Source organism: Achromobacter sp. Root170, assembly GCF_001428165.1.
Classification (GTDB): domain Bacteria; phylum Pseudomonadota; class Gammaproteobacteria; order Burkholderiales; family Burkholderiaceae_B; genus Achromobacter; species Achromobacter mucicolens.
In genome coordinates this window covers 841,851-865,410 of record NZ_LMHN01000001.1, presented here as the reverse complement: position 1 = coordinate 865,410, position 23,560 = coordinate 841,851, and the positions used below count along the sequence as shown (strand labels likewise).

At 66.5% G+C, this 23,560-nt stretch carries 21 protein-coding genes; 10 read left to right on the top strand and 11 right to left on the bottom strand.

Annotation, left to right across the window (positions count from 1 at the left end; genetic code table 11):
• Window position 1: 1 nt before the first annotated feature.
• The 4 genes from ASD87_RS04000 to ASD87_RS03985 all read left to right on the top strand — a co-directional run bounded on the left by ASD87_RS04000 (window position 2) and on the right by ASD87_RS03985 (window position 4,720).
• Window positions 2-502, top strand: coding sequence for a TRAP transporter small permease (locus ASD87_RS04000; RefSeq protein WP_056317434.1), 501 nt, complete (start codon window positions 2-4; stop codon window positions 500-502).
• Window positions 495-1,796: a TRAP transporter large permease gene (locus ASD87_RS03995; RefSeq protein WP_056317432.1), complete on the top strand. Its 1,302-nt coding sequence runs from the start codon at window positions 495-497 to the stop codon at window positions 1,794-1,796. The genes ASD87_RS04000 and ASD87_RS03995 overlap by 8 nt, the downstream gene beginning before the upstream one ends.
• A gap of 332 nt (window positions 1,797-2,128) precedes the next feature.
• Window positions 2,129-3,199, top strand: a complete 1,071-nt coding sequence (locus tag ASD87_RS03990) for a porin (protein WP_056317431.1) — start codon at window positions 2,129-2,131, stop codon at window positions 3,197-3,199.
• Window positions 3,200-3,409: 210 nt separating this feature from the next.
• Window positions 3,410-4,720: an alpha/beta hydrolase gene (locus ASD87_RS03985; RefSeq protein WP_056317428.1), complete on the top strand. Its 1,311-nt coding sequence runs from the start codon at window positions 3,410-3,412 to the stop codon at window positions 4,718-4,720.
• Between the two features lie 96 nt (window positions 4,721-4,816).
• On the opposite strand, the gene ASD87_RS03980 is transcribed toward ASD87_RS03985, so the two are convergent.
• The 7 genes from ASD87_RS03980 to ASD87_RS03950 form a co-directional block, all read right to left on the bottom strand.
• Window positions 4,817-5,623 (bottom strand): putative hydro-lyase, encoded by an 807-nt coding sequence (locus tag ASD87_RS03980; protein WP_056317425.1) that lies wholly within the window; start codon window positions 5,621-5,623, stop codon window positions 4,817-4,819.
• Between the two features lie 29 nt (window positions 5,624-5,652).
• A complete protein-coding gene (locus ASD87_RS03975) occupies window positions 5,653-7,002 on the bottom strand; it encodes an amidase (protein WP_056318723.1) in 1,350 nt (449 codons plus the stop codon).
• A gap of 90 nt (window positions 7,003-7,092) precedes the next feature.
• Entirely contained in the window at window positions 7,093-7,776 is a 684-nt protein-coding gene (locus ASD87_RS03970; protein WP_056317422.1) for a DUF2848 domain-containing protein, read from the bottom strand.
• A 67-nt stretch (window positions 7,777-7,843) separates the two neighbouring features.
• A complete protein-coding gene (locus ASD87_RS03965; protein ID WP_056317419.1) occupies window positions 7,844-9,127 on the bottom strand; it encodes a TRAP transporter large permease in 1,284 nt (427 codons plus the stop codon).
• Window positions 9,124-9,744: a TRAP transporter small permease subunit gene (locus ASD87_RS03960; protein ID WP_056317417.1), complete on the bottom strand. Its 621-nt coding sequence runs from the start codon at window positions 9,742-9,744 to the stop codon at window positions 9,124-9,126. Before ASD87_RS03960 ends, ASD87_RS03965 begins: the two co-directional genes overlap by 4 nt.
• A 130-nt stretch (window positions 9,745-9,874) precedes the next feature.
• Window positions 9,875-10,921 (bottom strand): TRAP transporter substrate-binding protein, encoded by a 1,047-nt coding sequence (locus tag ASD87_RS03955; RefSeq protein ID WP_056317414.1) that lies wholly within the window; start codon window positions 10,919-10,921, stop codon window positions 9,875-9,877.
• Window positions 10,922-11,265: 344 nt separating this feature from the next.
• Window positions 11,266-12,153 (bottom strand): LysR family transcriptional regulator, encoded by an 888-nt coding sequence (locus tag ASD87_RS03950; RefSeq protein ID WP_056317412.1) that lies wholly within the window; start codon window positions 12,151-12,153, stop codon window positions 11,266-11,268.
• Between the two features lie 93 nt (window positions 12,154-12,246).
• On the opposite strand from ASD87_RS03950, the gene ASD87_RS03945 reads away from it, so the two are divergent.
• Entirely contained in the window at window positions 12,247-13,221 is a 975-nt protein-coding gene (locus tag ASD87_RS03945) for a DMT family transporter (protein ID WP_056317409.1), read from the top strand.
• Window positions 13,222-13,328: 107 nt separating this feature from the next.
• On the top strand, window positions 13,329-14,519 hold the full coding sequence (gene fabV / locus ASD87_RS03940; protein ID WP_056317406.1) for an enoyl-ACP reductase FabV: 1,191 nt from the start codon (window positions 13,329-13,331) through the stop codon (window positions 14,517-14,519).
• Between the two features lie 4 nt (window positions 14,520-14,523).
• On the opposite strand, the gene ASD87_RS03935 is transcribed toward fabV, so the two are convergent.
• Complete coding sequence (locus ASD87_RS03935; RefSeq protein WP_056317404.1) at window positions 14,524-15,201, bottom strand: ABC transporter ATP-binding protein; 678 nt, start codon at window positions 15,199-15,201, stop codon at window positions 14,524-14,526.
• Here ASD87_RS03935 and ASD87_RS03930 point away from each other — a divergent pair.
• The gene (locus ASD87_RS03930) at window positions 15,200-15,847 is read left to right on the top strand and encodes an arylesterase (RefSeq protein WP_056317400.1); all 648 of its coding nucleotides are present in this window, start codon (window positions 15,200-15,202) and stop codon (window positions 15,845-15,847) included. The two genes, ASD87_RS03935 and ASD87_RS03930, sit on opposite strands and share 2 nt — an antisense overlap.
• A 16-nt stretch (window positions 15,848-15,863) precedes the next feature.
• Here the strand turns inward: ASD87_RS03930 and ASD87_RS03925 are convergent, their stop codons facing one another.
• On the bottom strand, window positions 15,864-17,828 hold the full coding sequence (locus tag ASD87_RS03925; protein ID WP_056317398.1) for a SurA N-terminal domain-containing protein: 1,965 nt from the start codon (window positions 17,826-17,828) through the stop codon (window positions 15,864-15,866).
• Window positions 17,829-18,178: 350 nt separating this feature from the next.
• Here ASD87_RS03925 and ASD87_RS03920 point away from each other — a divergent pair, with 350 nt between their 5' ends.
• From ASD87_RS03920 to ASD87_RS03910, 3 genes are all read left to right on the top strand, one after another.
• On the top strand, window positions 18,179-19,471 hold the full coding sequence (locus ASD87_RS03920) for a M20/M25/M40 family metallo-hydrolase (protein ID WP_056317395.1): 1,293 nt from the start codon (window positions 18,179-18,181) through the stop codon (window positions 19,469-19,471).
• A gap of 62 nt (window positions 19,472-19,533) precedes the next feature.
• Entirely contained in the window at window positions 19,534-20,283 is a 750-nt protein-coding gene (gene ugpQ / locus ASD87_RS03915; RefSeq protein ID WP_056317392.1) for a glycerophosphodiester phosphodiesterase, read from the top strand.
• A gap of 13 nt (window positions 20,284-20,296) precedes the next feature.
• A complete protein-coding gene (locus tag ASD87_RS03910) occupies window positions 20,297-21,187 on the top strand; it encodes a 23S rRNA (adenine(2030)-N(6))-methyltransferase RlmJ (protein ID WP_056317390.1) in 891 nt (296 codons plus the stop codon).
• Between the two features lie 93 nt (window positions 21,188-21,280).
• Here ASD87_RS03910 and ASD87_RS03905 read toward each other — a convergent pair whose 3' ends face one another.
• Together ASD87_RS03905 and ASD87_RS03900 are read right to left on the bottom strand one after the other, a co-directional pair.
• Entirely contained in the window at window positions 21,281-22,711 is a 1,431-nt protein-coding gene (locus ASD87_RS03905) for a dihydrolipoyl dehydrogenase (protein ID WP_056317389.1), read from the bottom strand.
• Window positions 22,712-22,826: 115 nt separating this feature from the next.
• Complete coding sequence (locus ASD87_RS03900; RefSeq protein ID WP_056317387.1) at window positions 22,827-23,555, bottom strand: glutathione peroxidase; 729 nt, start codon at window positions 23,553-23,555, stop codon at window positions 22,827-22,829.
• Window positions 23,556-23,560: the final 5 nt, after the last annotated feature.

Below are 23,560 nucleotides of genomic sequence, written 5' to 3'. Positions count from 1 at the left end.
CATGCGCCGTTTTCTGGATAACCTGTACGGCGCGGCCGGCCTTCTGGCCGGCCTGTGCACGATAGGTGTACTCGTCTCGGTGCTGGCGGCGATCATCGCCCGCCAGCTCAGCTTCAACATTCCCGGCACTGACGCCTATGCCGGATACTTCATGGCCGCCGCGGGCTTTCTTGCGCTGGCCAGCACGTTCAAGCACGGCGAGCACATCCGTGTGACGCTGCTGCTCAATTCGCTGAATCCCGCTGGCAGCCGCCGGCTGGACATCTTCGCCTTGGCCGTGGGTTGCCTGCTGGCCGCCGCCTTCGCCTTCTTCAGCGTCAAGCTCACCTACGACTCCTGGCTGTTCAACGACATTTCCACGTCGAACGACGCCACGCCGCTCTGGATCCCGCAAACGACCATGGCCGTGGGCACGATCCTGTTCTTCATCGCACTCGTCGACGAACTGGTCCGCCGTTCGCGCGGCGTCGCCGCCGCAACCTCGCAGCAAACCCATGAATGAACTTCTCGTCATCACCTTATTGGTCGTTTCGATCTTCGTCCTGCTTGGATGCGGGGTCTGGGTCGGCCTGACCCTGGCGGGCACCGCCTGGATCGGCATGGAGATCTTCTCCAGCCGCCCGGCCGGCGACGCCATGGCCGTCACGATCTGGGGCGCCTCGTCCAGCTGGACATTGACCGCCCTGCCGCTCTTTCTGTGGATGGGCGAAATCCTGTTCCGCACGCGGCTTTCCGAAGACCTGTTCAAGGGGCTTGCGCCCTGGCTGAACCGGTTGCCGGGGCGCCTCTTGCACACGAACGTGATCGGCTGCGCGATTTTCGCGGCCGTGTCGGGCTCGTCGGCCGCCACGTGCGCGACGGTGGGCAAGATGACCATCCCCGAGCTGACCCGCCGCGGCTACCCCGAGGATAAGATTCTCGGCACGCTGTCAGGCGCCGGCACGCTCGGTCTGCTGATCCCGCCCTCGATCATCATGATCGTGTACGGCGTGGCGGCGGACGTGTCCATCGCCAAGCTGTTCATCGCCGGCATCATTCCGGGCATCCTGCTCGCGCTGCTGTTCAGCGGCTACATCGCCTGGTGGGCGATCCGCAATCCCGGCGAAGTGCCAGCGGCGGATCCGGGCCTGACGTTCATGCAGAAGCTGTCACGCTCGCGCCATCTGATTCCGGTGCTGCTGCTGATCGGCGCGGTGCTGGGCTCGATCTACACCGGCATCGCGACGGCCACGGAAGCGGCGGCAGTGGGTGTGGTGGGCGCGCTGATCCTGTCGGCGCTGCAGGGATCGCTTAACGGCTCCACGTTCAAGCAGTCGCTCCTGGGCGCCACCCGCCTGTATTGCATGATCGCGCTGATCCTGGCGGGCGCCCAGTTCCTCACGCTGGCGATGGGCTACATCGGCCTGCCGCGCGCGTTGGCGGAATGGATTGGCGGACTTGGTCTGTCGCAGTTCGGCCTCATCATGGCGCTGATGGTGTTCTTCATCATCCTGGGTTGCTTCCTGGACGGCATCTCGATCGTGGTGCTGACCATGGGCGTGCTGCTGCCGACGGTGCAAGCCGCCGGCATCGACCTGATCTGGTTCGGCATTTTCATCGTGTTCGTGGTGGAAATGGCGCAGATCACGCCGCCAGTGGGGTTCAACCTGTTCGTGCTGTCCGGCATGAGCGGGCGTGAACTGCCCTACATCGCGCGCGCCTCGCTGCCGATGTTCTTCCTGATGATCCTGGCCGTGCTGCTGCTTTATGTGGCCCCTGGCATTGCCACCTGGTTGCCGCTGCACATGACGCTGTAACGTCGCGCCAACGCCACAAAAACCCCGTTCCGCGAACGGGGTTTTTCTTTTCCGTCCGTCCGCTATTCAGGCGGTGCGCGCTTGCCGGCCTGTAAATCCGGGAAAACGCCGAATCTTTTCGATATTCCGCGCTCGGCAACTTACTTAGAATCCCCAGGCGTTCCTGTGCGGCACCGGCAGGACGCACCACTGCAAAGCTGGCTGCTGCTCCGGACCCGCGCCCATTCACGGCGGCGGTGCAGCGGCCAGGCGTCCGGCAAATCGCCGGGCGCGGCAAGCCAAGCCACAAGCGCGGCGCAACCATAAATCAGCTACACCTGGAGGAGTCCAACATGAAACGCATCACCCTCTCGCTGGCGGCAGCCGGCCTGGGCCTGGCCGCCGGCGCGGCCAACGCTGAAACCAGCGTCACCCTGTACGGCATCGCTGACGTCAGCATCCGCTACCTGAGCACCAGTTCCGGCGCCGTTGGGCAAGACGGCAGCCGCATCAGCATGGAAAACGGCGCCATCTCCAACAGCCGTTGGGGCCTGCGCGGTTCGGAAGACCTGGGCAATGGAAACCGCGCCTTCTTCCGCCTGGAGAACGGCATCAATCTGCAGAACGGCAATGGTTCCGATCCGTCCAAGGCGTTCAGCCGCCTCGCGTACGTTGGCCTTGACGGCGGCAGCATCGGCACGCTGACGCTGGGCCTGCAGAACACGCCCATGTTCGACCTGCTGGCCGACTACTTCGACCCGCTGACCGTCGGCAACTACGAGCAGAACGCCTGGCTGCCCGCCGCCATGTCGCGTGTGCGCACCAACAACATGACCAAGTACGCCAACACATTCGGCAACCTGTCCGTCGTGGCGTCGTGGGCCAATGGCGAAGACTGGGACGACCGCAAGGCCGGCCAGCAGTACGGCGCCAGCCTGCGCTACACGATCGGCCAGCTCGGCCTGGGCGCGGCCTGGCAGCAAACCTACGCCGCCACCGATTCCGGCGAGCGCCAGCGCGCCTGGAACCTGAACGCGTCCTACCAATTCGAATCGGCCAAGGTCTTCGCGGGCTACTTCAACGGCCGCGACGAAACCGGCTGGGTCAATGGCGTCATGGGCGGCACCACCACCGCCAGCCTGGACCGCAAGGACAACGGCTACTTCGCCGGCGTGACCTGGCAAGCCACCCCGCGCTGGGCCATCACGGGCGCGGCCTACTACGACCGCAGCGAGAACGTGGTCGTGGAAGGCGACAAGGGCAAACGCTACGCGCTGGTCGCCGTGGCCGAATACGCGCTGTCCAAGCGGTCCCAACTGTACGGCACCGTCGACTGGAACAAGGTCAGCGACGCCGCCAGCGGCGAAATCGCAGGCAAGAGCAACCAGCTTGGCGCGGCGGTGGGGTTCAGGCACATTTTCTAAACCTCGGGTGTCTGACACCCATGTAACGCCGTCTTCCGTCCAAGATGGCGCCCAAGGGTGTCAGCCCCCCCCTCCCCCTTGATCGCCGCCTGGACCACGGCGACAATCCCACGCGTGCCTTGCCGTTTTCCGTGGAATGTCCCCGGCCCCGCGCGTTCATCGCCATCCCCCCGCGGCGCCGCTTCCTCACCATGAACCCGGGCCCGCCGTATGAGTCTTCTCGATGCCTGCGCGCTTGTCACGCTTGTCCCGCTTGACCGCCTGCGGCGGACGGCATGGACGGCCATGGCGGTGACGGTCAGCGTGCTGCTGGCGGCCTGTTCATCACCAGTGCAGCTGATGCCCACGCCGGTCAAGTTCACGACCGGTCAGGTCGATCCGTTCGCGCACAAGGCCGCGGCCGACATCACCGCCATTCCCCTGCTGTACGCCACCAACCGCGCCGTCTTTCTCGAATCGCGCCAACCCTTTTATTCGATCTTCCCCAGCGACACGCTGCGCCTGGGCGTGGCCAAGGTGCAGATCGGCGACGGCACATTGGACTGGGATCAGTTGCGGCAATTGTCCACGTCGGACAGCCAGCGCGGCCGGCCCGTGCTCAGCCTGGAGCGCATGGAAGAGCTGGTGGCCCTAGGCCCGCAAAGCGACGCGGAAAGCTCGCCCGAGGCGCAGGCTTACTTCGCGCTCATCAACGACGCCTTGGCGGTCAGCCGGCACCGTGATCTGATCATCTACGTGCATGGCTTCAACAACGCCGTATGGCGCGGCACCGCGCAGGCCGCGCAGTTCCATCACTTCACGGGACGGCAGGCCGTGGTGCTGGTGTTTCTGTGGCCTTCGGCGGCCAGCCTGCTTGCCTATGCCACGGACGTGCGCGCGGCGCGGCAGTCCGTGCCCGCGTTTGCCCGTCTGATCGAGCTGCTTGCGCGCAACACGAACGCCGAGCACATCAACGTGCTTGCCTTCAGCGCCGGTGCGCGCATTGCCAGTGAAGGACTCGCGACGCTGGCCCAGCCGAAGAACGGCGAAACCCGCGAGGCGCTGCGGGCACGCTTGCGGCTGGGGCAGATCTATTTCGCGGCCCCGGATGAAGACACGTACCGCTTCGTCACCGACCTGCGCCAATACATCGACCTGACCGAACGCGTCAGCCTGGGCGCCAACCTGGACGACCGCGCCCTGCGCTTTGCGGCGCGCCACCAGCGCGCGTCACGCGCGGGCCGGCCCAGCGCCGACGACCTGACCGAGGAGCAGGTCCAGTTCATCAACGCCGCCTCGAAGCAGTTGAACTTCGACATGATCTGGGTGGATCCCCGGGCCATTCCGGACCTGAACCGCCGTGCGCACAGTTTCTGGTTCGGCAATGCCTGGGTCAGCAGCGACGTGCTGATGCAGTTCCTGTGGCACAAGGCCCCGGCCGAACGCGGCCTGCAAGAGGGCTATACGCAGCAAGGAATGCGGTTCTGGACGTTTCCGCCCGATTACGATCAGCGCGTCAAAGCCTTGATGCTCACGCGGTGAGGGGGGACGGCCGGTAGCGGAGGGCCGGTAGCGGAGGGCCGATGGCGGAGGGCCGATGGCGGACGGCCGGCCGCAGACGCCTGCGACCGGCTCGGATCAGAACACCGCCATGCGGCTGTTGATCAGATCGGTGACCAGCATGTGCCCGGGCGCGTGCGTGATGCAGAACTCGGGGCGCACCGCCGCCACCACCGACTGCGGCGTCACGCCGCAGGCCCAGAAGACCGGCATCTCGCCTGGCCGGATTTCGACGGGATCGCCGTAATCGGGGCTGCCGATATCCGCGATGCCGATCAGCGCCGGGTCGCCGATGTGCACGGGCGCGCCATGCACCGACGGGAACCGCGACGTGACCTGAATGGCGCGGATGGCGTCGGCGGCTTTCAAGGGCCGCATCGACACCACCAGCGGACCGCCGAATACGCCTGCGGGCTGCGTCGCGATATTGGTGCGGTACATGGGCACATTGCTGCCCTGTTCGATGTGGCGCACGGGCAAGCCGTTGTCCAGCATCGCCTCTTCGAACGAGAACGAGCAGCCGATGAGGAACGACACGAGATCGTCGCGCCACAGGTCGCGCACGTCCGTCGGCTCGGCCACCAGCTCGCCGTCTTTCCAGACCCGGTATCGCGGAATATCGGTGCGGATGTCGATGTCCGCGCCCAGCTCCGGCAACGCCGGGTCGCCGGGCTCGGACATGGCCAGCAAGGGGCACGGCTTGGGGTTGCGCTGGCAAAAATGCAGGAAGTCCGCCGCCAGGGCGCGCGGCAGGATCGCCAGGTTGGCCTGCACGTGTCCCGGCGCCAGATTCGCCGTGGGGCCCGTCAGGCGTCCGCTGCGGGCGTCCAGCCGCGCCTGACGCGCAAGCGCCAGGCTGGTTCTAACGTTATCTACGTCAGGCATGCATTCTCTCGTTGCGAAAAGATTGCCGGTCAGCGGCCGGCGAACAGGTCTTCCACGGACAAGCCGATGCCCAGCACACGGCGGTCCGCGCCATTGCTGGCCGCGATCATCAGGCCCACGGGCGCGGTGCCCGGTGCGTGGCACGGCAGGGACAGCGCGCAGCCATCCAGGAAGTTGATGAGGGTGGGATTACGCAGGATGAGGCCATTGGCGGCGTAGTAGGCCTCGTCGGAGGCCTGCAGATCGGCCACCGGCGGCGCCACGATGGGTGTCGTGGGCATGATGAGCGCGTCGTAGCCGGCGATCCGGTGGTCCACCGCCGCGACCCAGGCCTCGCGCGCGTCAAGCAGCGCAATGTAATCGGCCGCAGACATGTCCTGCCCGCGCATGATCCGCGACACCACGCGCGGATCGTAACGCTTGCCCGCGCGCGCGATCAGGTCCCGGTGCCAGGCCCACGCCTCGGCAGCCGTGAAGCCGCCCTTGCTGTTGATGGAAGCCAGCTCGGCGAACTCCGGAATCTCGATCCGGTCGATCAGCGCCCCTGCCGCTTCCAGACGCTGCACGGCCGCCGCAAAGGTGTCCGACACATGCTTGTCCATGGCATCCAGCGCCAGCGTCGTCGGGATGGCCAGGCGCAGGCCGCGCACCGGCAGCGCCTGCGGCAACGGCCCCGCATCGCCCGACAAAATGGCATCGAGCTCAGCGCAGCAACGGACGCTGGCGGCGATGGGGCCGATAGAGTCCAGGTTTGCCGACAATGGCAGCACACCTTGCATGGAGACGCGCCACGCGCTGGGCTTGAAACCGGTCAGGCCGCACAGCGCGGCGGGAATGCGCACGGAACCGCCCGTGTCGGACCCGATCCCGGCGACCGCCATGCCGTCGGCAACCGACACCGCGGCCCCGGAGGACGAGCCGCCGGGAATGCGGCCGGTGGCTCGATCGTACGGATTGAGCGGCGTGCCGTAGTGCGGATTGATGCCCAGGCCCGAGTACGCGAATTCGGTCATGTTGGTGCGGCCAATGATGACTGCGCCGGCAGCGATCAGGCGCTGCACGACCTCGGCGCTCTCTTCGGCGGCGGGCTCGCCTTCGCGCGCCACGGAACCGGCCATCGTGGTTTCGCCCTGGACGTCGAACAGGTCCTTGATGCTGATGGGCAGCCCCTCGATTGCGGACCGCACGATGCCGGCCGCGCGCAGCGTGTCGGACGCGCGCGCCTGCGCCAGCGCGGACTCGGCATAAAGCTTGGTGAACGCGCGGGCGCCCTCGCCCGCCGGATCCTGCGCGCGCGCCAGTGCGGCTTCGGTCAACGCGACGGAGGTGCTGCGGCCCTCGCGCAGGGCCGTGGTCAGATCATTCAAGGTCGAAACCATCATTGTCCTAATGCCGCCTGGCGGCGTAAGTGTTCGGACGGGCGCCTTCGCAGGGAATGCGCCCGGGTTCAATGCCCGGCAAGCTGGCGATCAGGCCACCACGGGCAGCGACTCGACATGATAGCGGTGGCGCAGCGTGCGGTTCAGGCGCGGATCGTGCAGCTCCATCGTGAAGTCGGCGGCCGGGCGGATGCCGCCAATGGCAGCGACGGTGCCGCAGGTCATGCCCGCGCCTTCCGGCAGGACGGCGCCGCCGCCCGTGTAGCCGGCAATCAGATCCTGGGGCGTGCGCAGCGTGGACAGCGGGCCTTCCTGGTACAGCACCTGCTCGCCGTTTTCCACGATGTAGGCACGGATGATGAGTTCGTCCCAGTGCCCTGCCACGTCCGCCAGCCGCCACGCTTGCGCGCCCACAGGCTTGACGCAGACCTGCTTGGACATCGCCACGCTGACGGTCTCGAGCTTGCGGTCGGTGTGGTCGGACGCGATGCTGACGTACATCTCGCCATCGACTGCGAACACAAAGGTCTCGACTTCGCCCGACGATTCCTCGCCCAGCGCCTGCACGTTCGATGCCTGCGTGAGCTGGTTTTCCGCGATGCGGTAGTACAGCGGGACGCTGCTGGGCCGCGGCACGCCGATGGCGGCCAGCTCTTCGATGTGATGCTCGATGGCGGCCATGTCGCGCCCGGCCCAACCGGCCACGATCACGCTGTTGAAGGTCACTTCCACCTGGCGGGGATTGGCGTCGTCGATCTGGAATACGGCTTTCATATCAGTCCTGCGAATAAGGGGATGGAGAATGGCGCGGCCGCTGGGCCGCGCCGGTATCAAGGGCGCGTCAACCGAAGGCGCGCGGCAGCCAAAGGGCGATGTCCGGCCAGAAGGCCAGCAGCGCCAGCATCACGAACATGGCGGCCACGAACGGCAGGCTGCCGACAATGACTGCGCTCATGGAGCCGCTCTTGCGCAGGCTTTGCACCACGAACAGGTTCAACCCGACGGGCGGCGTGATGAGCGCCGCTTCCACCAGCACGATGATGACGATGCCGAGCCAGATCGGGTCGTAGCCCAGGCCGATCATGATGGGCGCCACGATGGGGATGGTCGTGATCATCATGGACAGCGTTTCCATGAAGCAGCCCAGCACCAGGTAGAAGATCACCACGATCAGCAGCATCCAGCCCGGCGACAGGCCCAGTCCGGTGATGGACTTGGTCAGCGCGTCGGTCAAACCCGTGGCGGACATGATGAAGTTCAGGAAGCTGGCCGCGATGACGATCAGCATGATCATGGCCGTGGACCGCATCGTGCCCTCCAGCACCTCGCGCAGCATCGACCACGTCAGGCGCCGGTACCACGCCGCCAGGATGAATGCGCCCAGCACGCCCAGCGCGGCCGCCTCGGTTGGCGTCGCCAGGCCGGCGTAGATCGATCCGACCACCAGGAAGAAGATGCCAAGCGGCGGGGCCAGGTGCACCAGGCTGGCGATGCGCTCGCCCCAGGTCGCGCGGATTTTCTTGCCGCCCCACGAGGGCTTGGCCACGCAGGCGATCACGACCGTCAGCATGAAGAGCGCCGCCATGGCGAAGCCCGGAATGATGCCGGCCAGGTACAGCTTGGGCACCGACGAATTGGTCAGCACGCCATAGATGACCAGGTTGATCGATGGCGGGATCAGGATGCCCAGGGTGCCGCCCGCGGCAAGGCTGCCCAGGAACAGCGGCTCGTTGTAGCCGTACTTGCGGATCTGCGGAATGGCGACGGTGCCCACGGTGGCGGCCGTTGCCACGCTGGAGCCGGAGGTCGCCGAGAACAGGGTCGAGGCGCCAATGTTGGCGTGCATCAATCCGCCCGGCAGCCACGACAGCCACAGGCTCATCGCGCTGTACATGCGCTCGGCAAAGCCGGCACGCAGCAGCACCTCGCCCAGCATGATGAAAAGCGGAATCGCGACCAGCAGGAACTCGTTGTTGGAACTCCAGGAAATCTCGCCGATGGCGCGCGTCAGCGGCAGCATCGAGAACATCGGGTCCAGAATCAGGCCCAGCACCCCCAGGGCTGCGCCTACGGGAATCGACAGGCCGATCAGGACCAGCAGCAGTGTCAAGGCGGTGGCAATCATGCGGCTTCTCCCTTCACCATGCGCTCGCCAGCGGCGGCTTCTTCGTCAGCCTCTTCCTGCGCCGAACGCACGCCGCAGATCTGCTTGACCAGTTCGATGTCGCCCGTGACCAGCGCGGCCGACGCGCGCGCCAGCATCAGCGCGACCGTGATGCACATCCAGCCCAGGCCCAGCAACCACAGGCCTTGCGGTATCCAAAGCGGCGTGGCGAGCGGCGTGTTGGCTGCCGACTTCTGGGTCCACGAGGTCACCACCACGTCGTAGGCGTAATAAGTGAGGAACACCATGAAGACGGCCAGCGCCACCATGGAGATCCAGTCCAGTACCGCCGACAGGCGCACCGGCAGGAATTGGTAAAGCACGTCGACGCGCACGTTCGCGCGTTGCAGCGTGGCAAAGGCGAGCGCCCACGATGTGCTGATGGCAAAGGCGTAGCTGGACAACTCGTCCGCGCCCCCGGTCGTGAAGCCCAGGAATTTGCGGGCCAGCACGTCGAAGGAGATCAGCAGCACGCTAGCCACCGTCAGGGCGCCGCCGGCCCAGACGGCCGCGCGGGAAAAGCTCTCGGCGCGCCGCAACAGGCCGCCGAGCAGGCGGAAGTGTTCGGTTTGTGTCATGAAAGGAACCTCTGGTGGCTCGACCCGGCGTCGCGGGCGGCCACCGCCGACCCGAATGCAGGGTCACCGTTGCCGCGCGCCGCACAGGCCGGAATTGGCGCCGGCCCCAAAGGCCGGCGCCTTCTGGCGCTTACTTGCTGGCGGTCAGGTTCAGCGTCTTGCCGACGGTGGCGTTCCAGTCCTTGACGCACTGCGCCGAGCAGCGGGCAGCCCACTTGGGCAGGACGGCCTCTTGCGCCACCTTCTTGAGCAGCGCCTGATCGGCCTCGGACGGCTGCACCAGGACCATCTTGCCCTTGACCGGGAACGGGCATGCGGCCGCGCCGGTGTTGCAGTCATAGCCTTCCTGCGTCTGGCGGGCGGCGGCATCCCAGATGTTGTCGACCAGCGTCGTGATCTGGGCTTGCAGGAACGTGCGCACCTTCGGATCCAGCTTGTCCCAGGCCTTCTGGTTGACGGCGTGGATCTGCTGGTTCCAGTTGATCGGCAGCGCGACAAGGTGCGTGGACACTTCGTACCACTTGGCCGAATAACCCGACAGCGAACCCGTGATGGCGCAATCGACAACCTTGTTCTGCAGCGCGGGAACGACTTCGCCGAAGGCCATCGTCACGCTCGAGCCGCCCAGCGCCTCGACGAACTCGGCCGTGGTGCGGCTGCTGGTGCGGACCTTCTTGCCCTTGATGTCCGCCAGGCCCTTGATCTCGGCATTGCAGAACAGCACTTGCGCGGGATACGTGGAGATGCCCAGCAGCTTGACGTTGTTGCCTTCGCCGTAAAGCTTGGCGTAAACGGGCTCGAAAGCTTGGGTGACGGCGCGAGCGGTCTTGACGTCGGGCGCCAGGCCAGCCAGGTCGATGGCCTCGTTGATCGGATTGTCGCTGGCAAAGTAAGACAGCGTGGCGGTGCCGAATTCGATCACGCCCTGCGACATCAGGCGCAGCAGCTCGGGCCCCTTCAAGCCCATTTCATTGAAGCCCTTGATCTCCGCCGTGACCTGCCCCTTGGACTGCTCGGGAATGGTCTTGGTCCAGAACGGCTTTTCGTAGTCGTTGTAGGCGGTGAGGTTCGACAGGCCACCCACGATCTTCAGATGGGTCTTGGGCAGGTCCTGGGCCTGGACGGCGCCAGCCAGCAAGCTGGCGGCGACGGCGGCAAAAACAAGAGACTTCTTCATGGAAAAACTCCTGGCTGGCGGGATCGTCTGTCGCGCGCGGGATCCCGTTGTCCTGGTCGCGCGCCGGTAGGAATCGGTGGTCAAGGATGGGTATATCCAGGCCCTACGTCGTTATGAGCGCCATTGCATCGCCAGGGGCGGCAAGCGTCCAATCGTATGTTCCGATGTGGGGGTATAAATTTTTCTTGGGTCTCGCGGCGCCAAGCAACGCCATTCGCCGCAAACGACGTATTGGCGCGGCCTTGCGGCCATCGACGGGGTGCGGAACAGAGCCTGGCGGACACGTCCCGGCGCAGCCCGCAACGCCGCTGCCTCGGGAAAACACCTACGGCGGTTTTGCCTGCTCAGGCCTGCGCGGCGACCTTTTGCGCCATCTGCGCAATGACGCGCACGGCATGGCTGTCGGGGCCCTGCACCCATGTGGCGGTAAAGCTCAGCTCAGGCAGCGGGTCGGCCTGCACCTGCAGGATCCGCAACTCGCCGCGGGCCAGTTCCTTGCCCAGGAACACAGGCGCGATGACGCTGGTGCCGATCGCGTCCTGCGTCATGCGGACCACCATGGACATTGAAGCGCTGCCGTACATGCGTGGCGAGGTCACGCCCGCCCGGGTCAGCATGTCGCGCACCACGCGGTAAGGCGAACTGTTGGAGGGATACGTGATGATCGGCAGCTTGCCGATCGTGGCCAGCGTCAAGGGCTCCGGCCCCAGATCCAGCAGCGGGCTGGCCACCCACGCCAGCGGATACGTGCAGAGCGGCAGGTTCTCCACGCGCGCCTCCAGCACCGGCCCCATCAAGAAGGCCAGATCGATCTGGCGCGACATCAGGTGCGAACGCAGCACGTGCGTGGTGTCCACTTCGATCTCCAGCACCAGTGCCGGATAGGTCGCATGGATCAGTTCGATGAGCGCGGGCAGCCAGGTCTGCACAATGGTCTCGGCGACACCGATGCGCACGGTGCCGGACATGACGTTCTGCTCGCGCGCAGCCTCGAACATGTCGCGCCGCACCTGCAGCATGCGTTCGGCATGCGACAGGAGTTCGTGCCCCTTGGCGGTCAGCTTGACCCCGCGCGCGTCGCGCTCGAACAGCTTGACGCCCAGATCCGCCTCGAGCGAAGCAATGCGCTGCGAGACGGCGGGCTGCGTGGTGTTGAGCTTGTCCGATGCGGCCCGAAAGCTGCCCAGTGTGGCGACCCAAAAAAAAGTTTCGACGTTGCGTAGTTCTATCATTGGCCTTTTCCCCCGGCGGGATGAGCGTATCATGTCAGCCGCTCATCGCCCCAAAGGCGCCATGCCCTGTGTACGCTGAAAGGAGTACCCGCCATGTCCCCGGCCGATAACGGTCGCCCGCGCTCCGGCGCGTCAACCGCACGCGGCCCGATGATCGGCGTGCTGCTGCTCGTGCTGTCGATGTGGACCCTGTCGTGCCTGGACGCGAGCGGAAAATGGGTCATGAACGCGGGCGTGCCCTTGCTGGTGCTGTCGTGGGTCCGTTACGCCATCCATCTGGTGCTCGTCCTGGCGCTGGTGCTGCCCGCGCGCGGCGTGCGGGTGCTGCGCAGCACCAAGCCGCGCGAACAGCTCATTCGCGGCGGCTCGATGTTCCTGGCCACGCTGATGTTCTTCACGACCCTCAGCTACATCCCCCAGGCCGAAGCCACCTCGATCAATTTCCTGGCGCCGCTGCTCGTGCTTTCGCTGGCGCCCTGGATCCTGAAGGAACCGGCGCGCATGTCGCGCTTCGTCGCCGCAGGCATCGCCTTCGTCGGCGTCCTGATCGTCATCCGCCCCGGCGGCGGCCTGCACCCGGTGGGCACGATCTTCGGCCTGCTGACCGCCTGTTGCTTTACCGCGCAATTCATCGCCACGCGCCGCGTGGCCGGCGACGATCCGTTCACCTCGCTGATCTGGAGCGGCGCCGTGGGCACGATCTGCCTGACGCTCGCCCTGCCCTTCATCCTTCCGCCCGCCCTGCCCGTGCTCCAGGCCTTGTCGGCGTTCGACTGGATGGTGCTGATCTCGACCGGCATCACCGGCTGCGTGGGCCACCTGTTCCAGATTGCCGCCTACCGCCGCGCCCCGGCCTCCACGCTAGCGCCCTTCATCTACCTGCAGATCATCAGCGCCACGTCGGTCGGCTGGCTGGTCTGGGGGCATTTTCCCGATCCATTGACCTGGCTGGGCATTGCGATCATCTGCGCCAGCGGCGTGGGCATCGGCATGATCGAATGGCGGCGCAGCCGCGCGCAGGGCGCCGCGCTGGCCCAGGCGGCCGCGGGCACGACGGCCCGGCGCTGAACGGCGGCGGCGCCCCCAGCGAGGGGCCGCCCGCCTCCCGTACAATGCGCTTCGCCTGATGCCCGATCCGGCATCTGCCCCTGGCGTATCCCCAACAAGAGGCTCCCATGATCATCAAGCCCCGCGTGCGCGGTTTCATCTGCGTCACCACCCATCCTGCCGGCTGCGAAGCCAACGTGAAGCAACAGATCGACTACGTGAAGGCGCAAGGACCGGTGCCCGGGGGACCGAAGCGCGTGCTGGTCCTGGGCGCGTCGACGGGATACGGCCTGGCCGCGCGCATCAGCGCGGCATTCGCCTGTGGCGCGCAGACGCTGGGCGTATTTTTTGAGCGGCCGGGCGACGCCAGCAAGGCGGGCACGCCGGGCTGGTACAACAGCGCCGCGTTCCACAAGTTCGCCCAATCCGAGGGGCTGTACGCCAAGAGCATCAACGGCGACGCGTTTTCCGATGAGTTCAAGCAGCGCACCATCGACGCCATCAAGGCGGACATGGGCCAGGTCGACCAGGTCATCTACAGCCTGGCCGCGCCGCGCCGCACGCACCCGAAGACGGGGCAGGTCCACACCTCCACGCTCAAGCCCATCGGCAAGTCCGTGACCTTGCGCGGCCTGGACACCGACAAGGAACTCATCAAGGACGGCGTGCTGGAGCCGGCCTCGCAAGACGAGATTGACGCCACCGTCGCCGTGATGGGCGGGGAAGACTGGCAGATGTGGATCGATGCGCTGCTGCAAGCCGGAGTGCTGGCCGAAGGCGCCACCACCACCGCCTTCACCTATCTGGGCGAAAAGATCACGCACGACGTCTATTGGAACGGGTCCATCGGCGCGGCCAAGAAAGACCTGGACCAGCGCGTGCTGGACATCCGCGCCAAGCTGGCCGCGCGCGGCGGCGATGCCCGCGTGTCGGTGCTCAAGGCCGTGGTGACGCAGGCCAGTTCGGCGATCCCGATGATGCCGCTGTACCTGTCGCTGCTCTTTAAGGTCATGAAGGAAGACGGCACGCACGAAGGCTGCATCGAACAGGTGTACGGACTGTATCGCGACAGCCTGTGCGGCCCTTCCCCCATCCTGGACGACGAGGGCCGGTTACGCGCCGACTACAAGGAACTGGATCCCAAGGTGCAGGCGCGGGTGCAGGCGCTATGGGATCAGGTCGACACGGCCAGCCTGTATACGCTGACCGATTTTGCCGGCTACAAGCGCGACTTCCTGCGGCTGTTCGGCTTTGAAATCGACGGCGTCGATTACGACGCAGACGTCGATCCGGTGGTGCCGATCCGCGAACTGGCCTAGCGCCTCAATCAGCCGGCACCATCCGGCCGGCCGCCAGCACCAGTTGCCGCCCGCAGCGCGCCGCCAGTTGCGGGTCATGCGTGACCAGCACGAGCGTCGTGCCTTGTTCGCGGTGCAGGTCGAACATCAGGTCGATGACCGTCACGCCAGTGGCGGCATCCAGGCTGCCGGTGGGTTCGTCGGCGAACAGCAGGTCTGGCTGCACCACGAAGGCCCGGGCCAGCGACACCCGTTGCTGCTCGCCGCCTGACAGCGTGCGCGGATAGTGGTGCAGGCGCGCGCCCAGTCCGACGCGCTCCAGCATGGCCTGCGCGGCCTCGCGCGCGGACTGGCCCGCCAGTTCCAGCGGCAGCATCACGTTTTCCAGCGCGGTCAGATTGGGCAGCAGCTGGAACGACTGGAACACGAAGCCCACATGATTGGCCCGCAGGCGCGCGCGGCCGTCCTCGTCCAAGGCAAACAGGTCCTGCCCCGCAAGGTGTACGCTGCCCGCACTGGGAACATCCAGGCCGGCCAGCAGTCCCAGCAGAGTCGACTTGCCCGAACCGGAGCTGCCGGTGATGGCCACGGCACTGCCCGCGGCGACCGTAAAATCGATTCCTTCCAGGATAGAAAGCGACCCGCCGGCATCGGCCACCCGCTTGCCCAGCCCTTTCACCACGATTGAGTTATTGCTATCCATGCGCCTATTTTCCCGTCTGCTTCTCGTGACTGCCTTTGCGACCGCCGCGGCGGCGCCCGCCCACGCTCAGACCGCCGCCGCGGCCCAGGGTTCCTCGCCGCGCACCGTACTGGTGGTGGGCGACAGCCTGTCGGCCGAGTATGGCATCAAGCGCGGCACTGGCTGGGTGCCCCTGCTGTCTGAAAGGGTTTCCGAACAATACCCGAAGTTCAAGGTCGTCAATGCCAGCATCAGCGGCGACACGACCAGCGGCGGCGTGGCCCGCCTGCCCGCGCTGCTGCGCCAGCACGCCCCCGCCGTCGTCGTGCTGGAGCTGGGCGCCAATGACGCGCTGCGCGGCCTGCCCCTGAACATGACCGAGCAGAACCTGCGAACGATGGCTCAGGCGGCCCGCAAGGCCGATGCCGACGTGCTGATCGTCGGGATGCAGATCCCGCCGAACTATGGCCGGGATTACGCGCAACGCTTTGCCGCGGTGTTCAGCAAGGTCGCCAAAGACGAAAACGCCCGGCTCGTGCCCTTCCTGATGGAAGGTATCGCAACGAACCGGGCGATGTTCCAGGCTGACGGCATCCATCCGAACGAGGATGCCCAGCCTCAATTGCTCGACAACGTGTGGCCGACGCTGCGGCCCCTGTTGAACTGAGCGTTGCCTGCGGCGATCAGCCCGCGGCCTGGGCCTGATCGCCGCGAATGACGTCGGCTGCGGCCGGCAGCACATTCACCTTGTACTGCTCGCGCAGCATGCGGATCATGGCTTCGTTTTCGGCCTGGCCCCAGGCGCCCGACAACTGCTGCGCCAGGCGCTCCTTGTCGGCGGCTTCGGTCTGGCCCGCTTCCACCTTTTCCAGACGCACCAGCGTGTAGTCCACGCCGGACTGCACGCCCGTGAAGGCCGGCAGCGCGGCCGACGGCAGGCGCATCACGGCATCCAGCACCGGGCGCGACAGATCCTGCGGATTCTGGCGCGACACCGTGACGGCGGGACCAAAGCCTTCAGGCGCCGCGGCAGGATTGGCCTTGTTGGCGGCCAGGGCAGCCTCGCCTGCCTTCTTGGCGGCTTCGGCCGAGCGCTCGTCCAGCAGCTTGGCGCGGATGACGTCGCTGACCTTGTCCAGCGGCGGCACGTGAGCAGGCTCGACAGCGGCGACGCGCACGGCCAGCATCGTGTCGGGGGCAAGTTCGATCACGCCGGAGTTCTGCTTTTCACGCAGCACGTCGGGCGAGAACAGCACCTGGCGCACGCGCGGGTTGTCCAGCAGCGCGGCGTCCGGGCTGTCGGCGGCGGAACCCGGGCCGGCCTTCGCGGCGGGCAGCAGACCTTCGCGGGTCACGCCGGAGGCGGTGCGCAGCTTAAGGCCCACGGCGTCGGCAGCCGGTTGCAGGCTGTCGCGCTGGTCGTAGACCTGCTTGTTCAGCTGGCTGGCCATCTCCGAGAAGCGTTGCGCGGCGATCTGCTTGCGGACTTCGGCGGTGATCTGGTCCTTGACCTCGGCCAGCGGCTTGATGGCAGCCGGGCTGATTTCCGTGACCTTCAGGATGTGCAGGCCAAACGGGCTTTCAACCACGCCGGACACCTGATTGGCGGCAAGGCCGAAGATGGCCTTGTCCAGCGGGCCCGCCTGCGAACCCGGCGCGATCCAGCCCAGGTCGCCACCCTTGGCGGCCGAGCCGGAATCCTGCGAATTCTTGGCGGCCAGTTCAGCGAACTTGCTGGGGTCGGCGGCGGCTTGCTTGGCAATGTCTTCGGCCTTGGCGCGCGCGGCCTTGCGGGCATCTTCGGAGCCGCCGGACGGCAGCTCGATGAAGATGTGGCTGGCGCGGCGGCGCTCGGGCTGGCCAAAGCGGTTCTTGTTCTGTTCGTAGTAAGCAGCCAGGTCTTCGTCCTTGACCTGCACGCCCTGCGTGGCGGCCGCTTCGTCCAGCACCAGGTATTGGACCTGCACCTGTTCCGGCACCTGCAGCTGCTGCTTGTTGGCGTCGTACCAGGCCTGGATGTCGGCCGGGGTGACGGTGACCTGCGAACGGAAGTCGGCTGCCGAGAAATTGCGCAACTGCACCGTGCGCGTCTGCGTCAGCGCCGATTCCAGCGCGGCCACCACTTCGGCCGGCGCGCGGGCCGATTGGCCCACGGGCTCGAGCACCCGGGCGATGGCCAGGTCACGGCGCAGGCCGGCTTCGAACGAGGTCGGCGACATGCCCTGCGCGGCCAGCACCTGGCGATAGCGCTCGGGCGAGAAACGGCCGTTGTCCTGGACTTCCGGAATGGCGGCGATCGTGTTGCGCAGGGTCTCGTCGGACACCGAGAAACGGTTGTCGGCGGCCACATTGGCAAGCAGGCGCTGGTTGATGAGCTGGTTCAGCAGGCCTTCACGCAACGCGGGCGTGTCGATCACGGCCGGGTCGAACTGCGTGCCCAGGCGCTGGCGGAACTGGTCGAGCTGGTTGCGGTGCGCCTGGTCGAACTCGGCGCGGGAAATCGGCTGGCCAGCCACCGTCGCGAGCTCGGGCTCCCGGTTCATGAAGCTGTCATAGCCTTGAATCCCGACCAGGAAGAAGGAAGGCACGATCAAGATCAGCAGGATGAACTGCATCCAGCGCCGATGGCTGCGAATAAATTCGAACATGGAATCCCTGTTGCCGCGCTCCGGGATGGATGCCCGGGGCCGCACGAAAACGCATAAAAAAAGGCGAAGTGGATTCGCCCCTATTCCCATACCGGTTATTACCGGGATCAGCGGGCGGATTTTACCATTTCTCATTCATTACGGAGGCCCGCGGTTCTCCCGCCCCGCGACGGCCATGGCGGCGGCTGTTCCGTCCCCGCCCGTCGCGCGCCCGTCAACCCGGGAAACCCCCATTACCCGCCCCGCCCGGCGCTCGTATCGTGGGCTGGGGCTGCCCCGCCAATCGGGCCCCCACTGCCAGGCCGGCGCAAGGCCGGTCTCCCTCCCGCGCGCTAAAAGGGTCACTCACGATGCCGTTCATGCCTTCCCGCCTGCCTTTTCTGAAATCCTGCGTCGCCCTGGCGTTCCTGGGCTGCGCCCAGGCCGTGCAGGCCGCTCCGGTCGCCGAGGTGCTGGACGCGGCCAAGGGCCAGCAGCAGGCGGTGCTCGACACGATGCGCGACCTGGTGAACATCGAGTCGGGCAGCAAGGACGTCGAGGGCGTCGAACGCATCGCCGGACTGATCCGTGACCGGCTTCAAGCGCTGGGCGGCACCGTGGAGATCATCGCGCCGTCGGATGTCTTCCGGCTGGACGACACGCCTGACAAGGTCGGTCCGATGGTCCACGCCCAGTTCAAGGGCAGCGGCAGCAAGAAGATCATGCTGATCGCCCATATGGATACCGTGTACCGCAACGGCATGCTGAAGGATCAGCCCTTCCGGATCGATGGCGACAAGGCCTACGGCCTGGGCATCGCCGACGACAAGCACGGCGTGGCGGCCATCCTGCACACCATCGCCCTGCTCAAGACATTGAAATTATCCGACTACGGCACCTTGACCGTGCTGATCAACGGGGACGAGGAGATCAGCTCGCCGGGGGCTCGAAGCACCATCACCCGTCTGGGCGCCGATCAGGATGCCGTCTTTTCGTTCGAGGGCGGCGGCATGGAGCCGCGCCTGACGCTGGCCACCAGCGGCATCGGGGCGGCCTACCTGACGGTGCAAGGCAAGACCTCGCACGCGGGCGCGCGGCCAGAGGGCGGCGTCAATGCGCTCTATGAGCTGTCCCATCAGCTGCTGCAGCTGGACGACCTGTCCAAGCCCGACGAGGGACTGAAACTGAACTGGACGGTCGCCCAGGCTGGCACCAACCGCAACGTCATTCCCGGCCTGGCAACCGCGCAGGGCGACGCCCGCGCCCTGCGCGTGTCGGACTTCGACGCGCTGGCGCGCACGCTGGAGGAACGGGTGCAGAAAAAGCTGCTGCCCGAATCCAAGGTCAGCGTCAAATTCGAGGTCCGCCGGCCGCCGCTGGAAGCGACGGCCGCATCGCGCGCGCTTGCCCTGCACGGCGTGAAGATCTACCAGGAACTGGACCTGCCGCTGAAAGTGGTGGACCGGGCCAGCGGCGGCGGCACGGACGCCGCCTTTGCGGCGCTCAAGGCGCGCGGCCCCGTCATCGAGGGGATGGGGCTGAGCGGCTTCGGCGCGCATTCGAATGACGCCGAGTATGTCCTGATCGGCAGCATCGTGCCGCGCCTGTATCTGGCCACGCGCATGATCATGGACGTCTCCGAGGACAAGGCGCCGCTGAAGTAGGTGCGGGCCAAGACAAGGTATCCTTGCAACCCGTCCCAAAAGAACCCCGAAGCAGCACCGAAATGACCGCAACCCTTCCCTCCTGGCCCTACTCCCGTTACATCGCGCACCGCGGCGGCGGCCGCCTGGCCCCGGAGAACACGCTGGCCGCCATGCGCGTGGGCGCCGAAAACGGCTTCACCATGTTCGAATACGACGTGAAGCTCAGCCGCGACAACGTGCCGGTGCTGATGCACGACGACGACGTCGACCGCACCTCCAACGGCACCGGCCCCGCGGCCACCAAGACGTTCGCCGAGCTGGCCCAGCTGGACTTCGGCAGCTGGCATTCGCCCGCCTACGCGGGCGAACCGCTGCCCACCTTTGCCGCTGTCGCGCGCTACACGTTGGCCAATGGCATTGCCAGCAACGTCGAGATCAAGCCCTGCCCCGGCCGCGAGGCCGAGACCGGCCGCGCCGTCGCCCTGGCGGCCCGCCAATGGTGGCAAGGCGCCGATACGGCGCCGCTGCTGTCCTCGTTTGCCGAGGAAGCCTTGCAAGCCGCCCTTGAGGCCGCGCCCGAACTGCCGCGCGCGCTGCTGGTGGAAAAGGTGCCGGCCGACTGGCGTGAACGGCTTGCCAAGTACCAGTGCGTCGCCCTGAACATCAACCAGAAGGACGCCACCCGCGAACTGATCGACGCCGTGCACGCCGCCGGCTACCGCATCGCGGCCTGGACCGTCAATGACCCCGAGCGCGCGCGCCTGCTGCTCGACTGGGGCATCGACGGCATTTTCACCGACGAGCTGGCCGCCATCCGGCCCGCCGCCTGAGGCAGACAGCCCCGTGTTCAGCTACCGCCACGCCTTTCACGCCGGCAACCACGCCGACGTGCTCAAGCACGCCATCCTGGTCCACACCCTGGACTATTTCAACAAGAAAGACGCTCCGTATTGGGTCGTCGACACCCACGCCGGCGCCGGCCTTTACAGCCTGGACAGCGACTGGGCCGCCAAGACGTCCGAGTTTGCGGACGGCATCGGCCGCCTGTGGGAAGCCAAGGACCTGCCGCCGCTGCTGGCCGATTACGTTGCGCGCATCCGCGACTACAACACCAACGGCCGGCTGCGCCGTTACCCGGGCTCGCCCTGGCTGGAGCTGGACGCGCTGCGTCCGTCCGACCGCCTGCGCCTGTTCGAGATGCACCCCACCGAAATCGACACGCTGGTCGGCAACCTGGAACACCAGGGCCGCGCCGCGCAGCGCCAGACCACCATCTATGGCGACGATGGCTTCGAAGGCGTCAAGGCGCTGCTGCCGCCGCCCACGCGGCGCGGGCTGGTGCTGATCGATCCCTCGTATGAAGACAAGCACGACTACCGCCGCACGCTCGTCACGGTCAAAGAGTGCATCAAGCGCTTTGCCACCGGCACGTATGCCATCTGGTATCCGCTGGTGCAACGGCGCGAAGCCAGCGAAATGGCGCGCCACTTCGAAAACCTGAAGGTCAAGAGCTGGTTGCACGCCACGCTGACGGTCAAGAAGGCAACCATCGACGGCTATGGCTTGCACGGCAGCGGCATGTTCCTCATCAATCCGCCCTGGACGCTGCACGACGCGCTGAAACAGGCCATGCCGTACCTGGCGCGCGAACTGGCGCAGGACGAGCGGGCTGGCTTCACGTTGCAATACCGCGAGAACCCGTTCCCCGTTCCCAAGAAGCAATCGGACGACTGACGGGCCGCCCGCTTGCGGCGGTGCGATCGCGCAGACGGCAAAAGGGCCGCGCCTTCATGGCGCGGCCCTTTTTACATGCGGGCTTACGGCGGTTCAGACCGTTTCGACGTCGGCATCGCGCAAGGCTTCCTGCGCCAGCGCCAGCTTCGAGGCCGCATCGCGCAGCGCGGTGCGAAGGCCTTCCTCGATCACGGGATGGTAGAACGGCATTTCCAGCATGCGCGCCACCGTGAGCTCTTGCTGCACGGCCCACGCCAGCAGGTGACCGATGTGTTCCGCGCTGGGGCCGATCATTTCGGCGCCCAGGAAGCGGCCCGTTTCGATGTCGGCATACACGTGCAGCATGCCGCGGTTCTTGAGCATTACGCGCGAACGGCCCTGGTCGCTGAAATCGACCGCGCCGATGACGAACGTGCCTGGCACCAGCTTCGCATGGCCCGCGCCAACCAGCGCGATCTGCGGATCCGAGAACACCACGCCCAGTGGCGCACGCCGCAGGCCCTGGCGCACATCGGGAAAGCGCGCCGCGTTTTCGCCGGCGATGCGGCCCTCGTCGGCGGCCTCGTGCAGCAACGGCGCGTCGGCGTTGGCGTCGCCCGCGATGAAGATCGGCGCGCTGCCGGCCTGCATCGTCAACCGGTCGAACTGCGGCACGCCCTGCGCATTCAGCGCCAGCGACGTGTTTTCAAGGCCCAAGCCATCGACGTTGGGGCGGCGGCCCGTGGCGACCAGCGCGTAATCGAAGCGCTCGGTGCGCTCGCTGTTGTCCAGCGCCACGTAACGCACTTCGACTTCGTCGCCGACGCGGGTCGTTTCCAGGACGCGGGCGTCCGTATCCAGGTAGAACTCGCGTTGGAAGATCTTGCGCGCGGTCTGGCGCACCTGCGGATCGCTGATGCCGCCCAGGCTGCCGCTCATGCCGAAGACCCGAACTTCCACCCCAAGACGGGCGAGCGCCTGCCCCAGTTCCAGCCCGATCACGCCGGGGCCGAAAACCGCGACGCGGTTCGGCAGATCGTCCCACGCAAACACGTCATCGTTGACGACGAGCCGGTCGCCCAGTGCGCGAAACGGCGGCGGCACCGACGGGCGCGAGCCGGTGGCGATCACCACGCGCGAGGCCTGGATTTCGGTATGGTCGTCCACATGCAGCACCGTGTCGGACACGAACTTTGCGTAGCCGCGTACCTTGTCCTCGGCGGGAATGTTCTCGACGCCATCGACCACGAAGCCCACGAAACGGTCACGTTCGCGCTTGACGCGGTCCATGACCTCGGCGCCGTGAACCGTGATCTCGCCGCCGACATGCACGCCGAAAGCTTCCGTGTGCGCCGCCGCATGCGCGGCCTCGGCGGCGGCGATCAAGAGCTTGGACGGCATGCAGCCCACGCGGGCGCAGGTCGTGCCGTAAGGGCCGCCTTCGATGAGCAGCGCGCGCTTGCCCGCTGCCTTGGCGGCGCGATAGGCAGCCAGGCCTGCGGTGCCGGCGCCGATGACGGCAATGTCGGTGTGCAGCGTCTTCATGATTGGGAACCCCCTGTGATGCAAGTTTTTCAGTGTCGAGCAAAGCGCGGCGACGTGCGCCGCGCTTCGTGGCGGGAAGGGGGCACGCCCCCTGCCCGGCCCCATCGCCAGGAGATCAGGCGAAGTGCGCCTTCAGGTCTTCCAGGCCGCCGATGAGGGCGCCGTTGATGAACACCTGGGGTGCCGTGCCCTTGCCCGACACCGCGCCGATCACACGGCCGCGGACCTTGTTTTCGAGGGGGATCTCGATCGGGGCGTAGCCCTTGCTGTCCAGCAGCGCCTTGGCTTCGACGCAGAACGGGCAGCCCGGCTTGGAGAACACGACCACCTGGTCCGGCTTCTTGGCCGACGGCGCGACGTGAGCCAGCATGGTGTCGGCGTCCGAGACTTCAAACGGGTCGCCTTCCTTTTCCGGCTCGATGAACATCTTTTCGACGACACCGTCCTTGACCAGCATGGAATAGCGCCAGCTGCGCTTGCCAAAGCCCAGGTCGCTCTTGTCGACCAGCATGCCCATGCCTTCGGTGAAGGCGCCGTTGCCGTCGGGCAGCAGCGTGATGTTGGCCGATTCCTGATCCTTGGCCCATTCGTTCATGACGAAGGTGTCGTTGACCGACACGCAGACGATGCTGTCCACGCCCGAGGCAAAGAACGCGGGGGCCAGTTCGTTGTACCGCGGCAGGTGGGTGGACGAGCAGGTCGGCGTGAACGCGCCGGGAAGCGAGAAGACCACGACCGTCTTGTTCTTGAACAGGTCGTCGGTCGTGACCTTCTTCCACGTGTTGTCCTCACGAACGGGGAACGTCACATTGGGAACACGTTGGCCTTCGCGGTTTTGCAGCATTCGAA

Excerpts from the sequence above, each read along its gene's own strand:
- ASD87_RS04000 (WP_056317434.1), top strand. The coding sequence starts at position 2 with ATGCGCCGTTTTCTGGATAACCTGTACGGCGCGGCCGGCCTTCTGGCC.
- ASD87_RS03995 (WP_056317432.1), top strand. The coding sequence starts at position 495 with ATGAATGAACTTCTCGTCATCACCTTATTGGTCGTTTCGATCTTCGTC.
- ASD87_RS03990 (WP_056317431.1), top strand. The coding sequence starts at position 2,129 with ATGAAACGCATCACCCTCTCGCTGGCGGCAGCCGGCCTGGGCCTGGCC.
- ASD87_RS03985 (WP_056317428.1), top strand. The coding sequence starts at position 3,410 with ATGAGTCTTCTCGATGCCTGCGCGCTTGTCACGCTTGTCCCGCTTGAC.
- ASD87_RS03980 (WP_056317425.1), bottom strand. The coding sequence starts at position 5,623 with ATGCCTGACGTAGATAACGTTAGAACCAGCCTGGCGCTTGCGCGTCAG.
- ASD87_RS03975 (WP_056318723.1), bottom strand. The coding sequence starts at position 7,002 with ATGGTTTCGACCTTGAATGATCTGACCACGGCCCTGCGCGAGGGCCGC.
- ASD87_RS03970 (WP_056317422.1), bottom strand. The coding sequence starts at position 7,776 with ATGAAAGCCGTATTCCAGATCGACGACGCCAATCCCCGCCAGGTGGAA.
- ASD87_RS03965 (WP_056317419.1), bottom strand. The coding sequence starts at position 9,127 with ATGATTGCCACCGCCTTGACACTGCTGCTGGTCCTGATCGGCCTGTCG.
- ASD87_RS03960 (WP_056317417.1), bottom strand. The coding sequence starts at position 9,744 with ATGACACAAACCGAACACTTCCGCCTGCTCGGCGGCCTGTTGCGGCGC.
- ASD87_RS03955 (WP_056317414.1), bottom strand. The coding sequence starts at position 10,921 with ATGAAGAAGTCTCTTGTTTTTGCCGCCGTCGCCGCCAGCTTGCTGGCT.
- ASD87_RS03950 (WP_056317412.1), bottom strand. The coding sequence starts at position 12,153 with ATGATAGAACTACGCAACGTCGAAACTTTTTTTTGGGTCGCCACACTG.
- ASD87_RS03945 (WP_056317409.1), top strand. The coding sequence starts at position 12,247 with ATGTCCCCGGCCGATAACGGTCGCCCGCGCTCCGGCGCGTCAACCGCA.
- fabV (WP_056317406.1), top strand. The coding sequence starts at position 13,329 with ATGATCATCAAGCCCCGCGTGCGCGGTTTCATCTGCGTCACCACCCAT.
- ASD87_RS03930 (WP_056317400.1), top strand. The coding sequence starts at position 15,200 with ATGCGCCTATTTTCCCGTCTGCTTCTCGTGACTGCCTTTGCGACCGCC.
- ASD87_RS03935 (WP_056317404.1), bottom strand. The coding sequence starts at position 15,201 with ATGGATAGCAATAACTCAATCGTGGTGAAAGGGCTGGGCAAGCGGGTG.
- ASD87_RS03925 (WP_056317398.1), bottom strand. The coding sequence starts at position 17,828 with ATGTTCGAATTTATTCGCAGCCATCGGCGCTGGATGCAGTTCATCCTG.
- ASD87_RS03920 (WP_056317395.1), top strand. The coding sequence starts at position 18,179 with ATGCCGTTCATGCCTTCCCGCCTGCCTTTTCTGAAATCCTGCGTCGCC.
- ugpQ (WP_056317392.1), top strand. The coding sequence starts at position 19,534 with ATGACCGCAACCCTTCCCTCCTGGCCCTACTCCCGTTACATCGCGCAC.
- ASD87_RS03905 (WP_056317389.1), bottom strand. The coding sequence starts at position 22,711 with ATGAAGACGCTGCACACCGACATTGCCGTCATCGGCGCCGGCACCGCA.
- ASD87_RS03900 (WP_056317387.1), bottom strand. The coding sequence starts at position 23,555 with ATGCTGCAAAACCGCGAAGGCCAACGTGTTCCCAATGTGACGTTCCCC.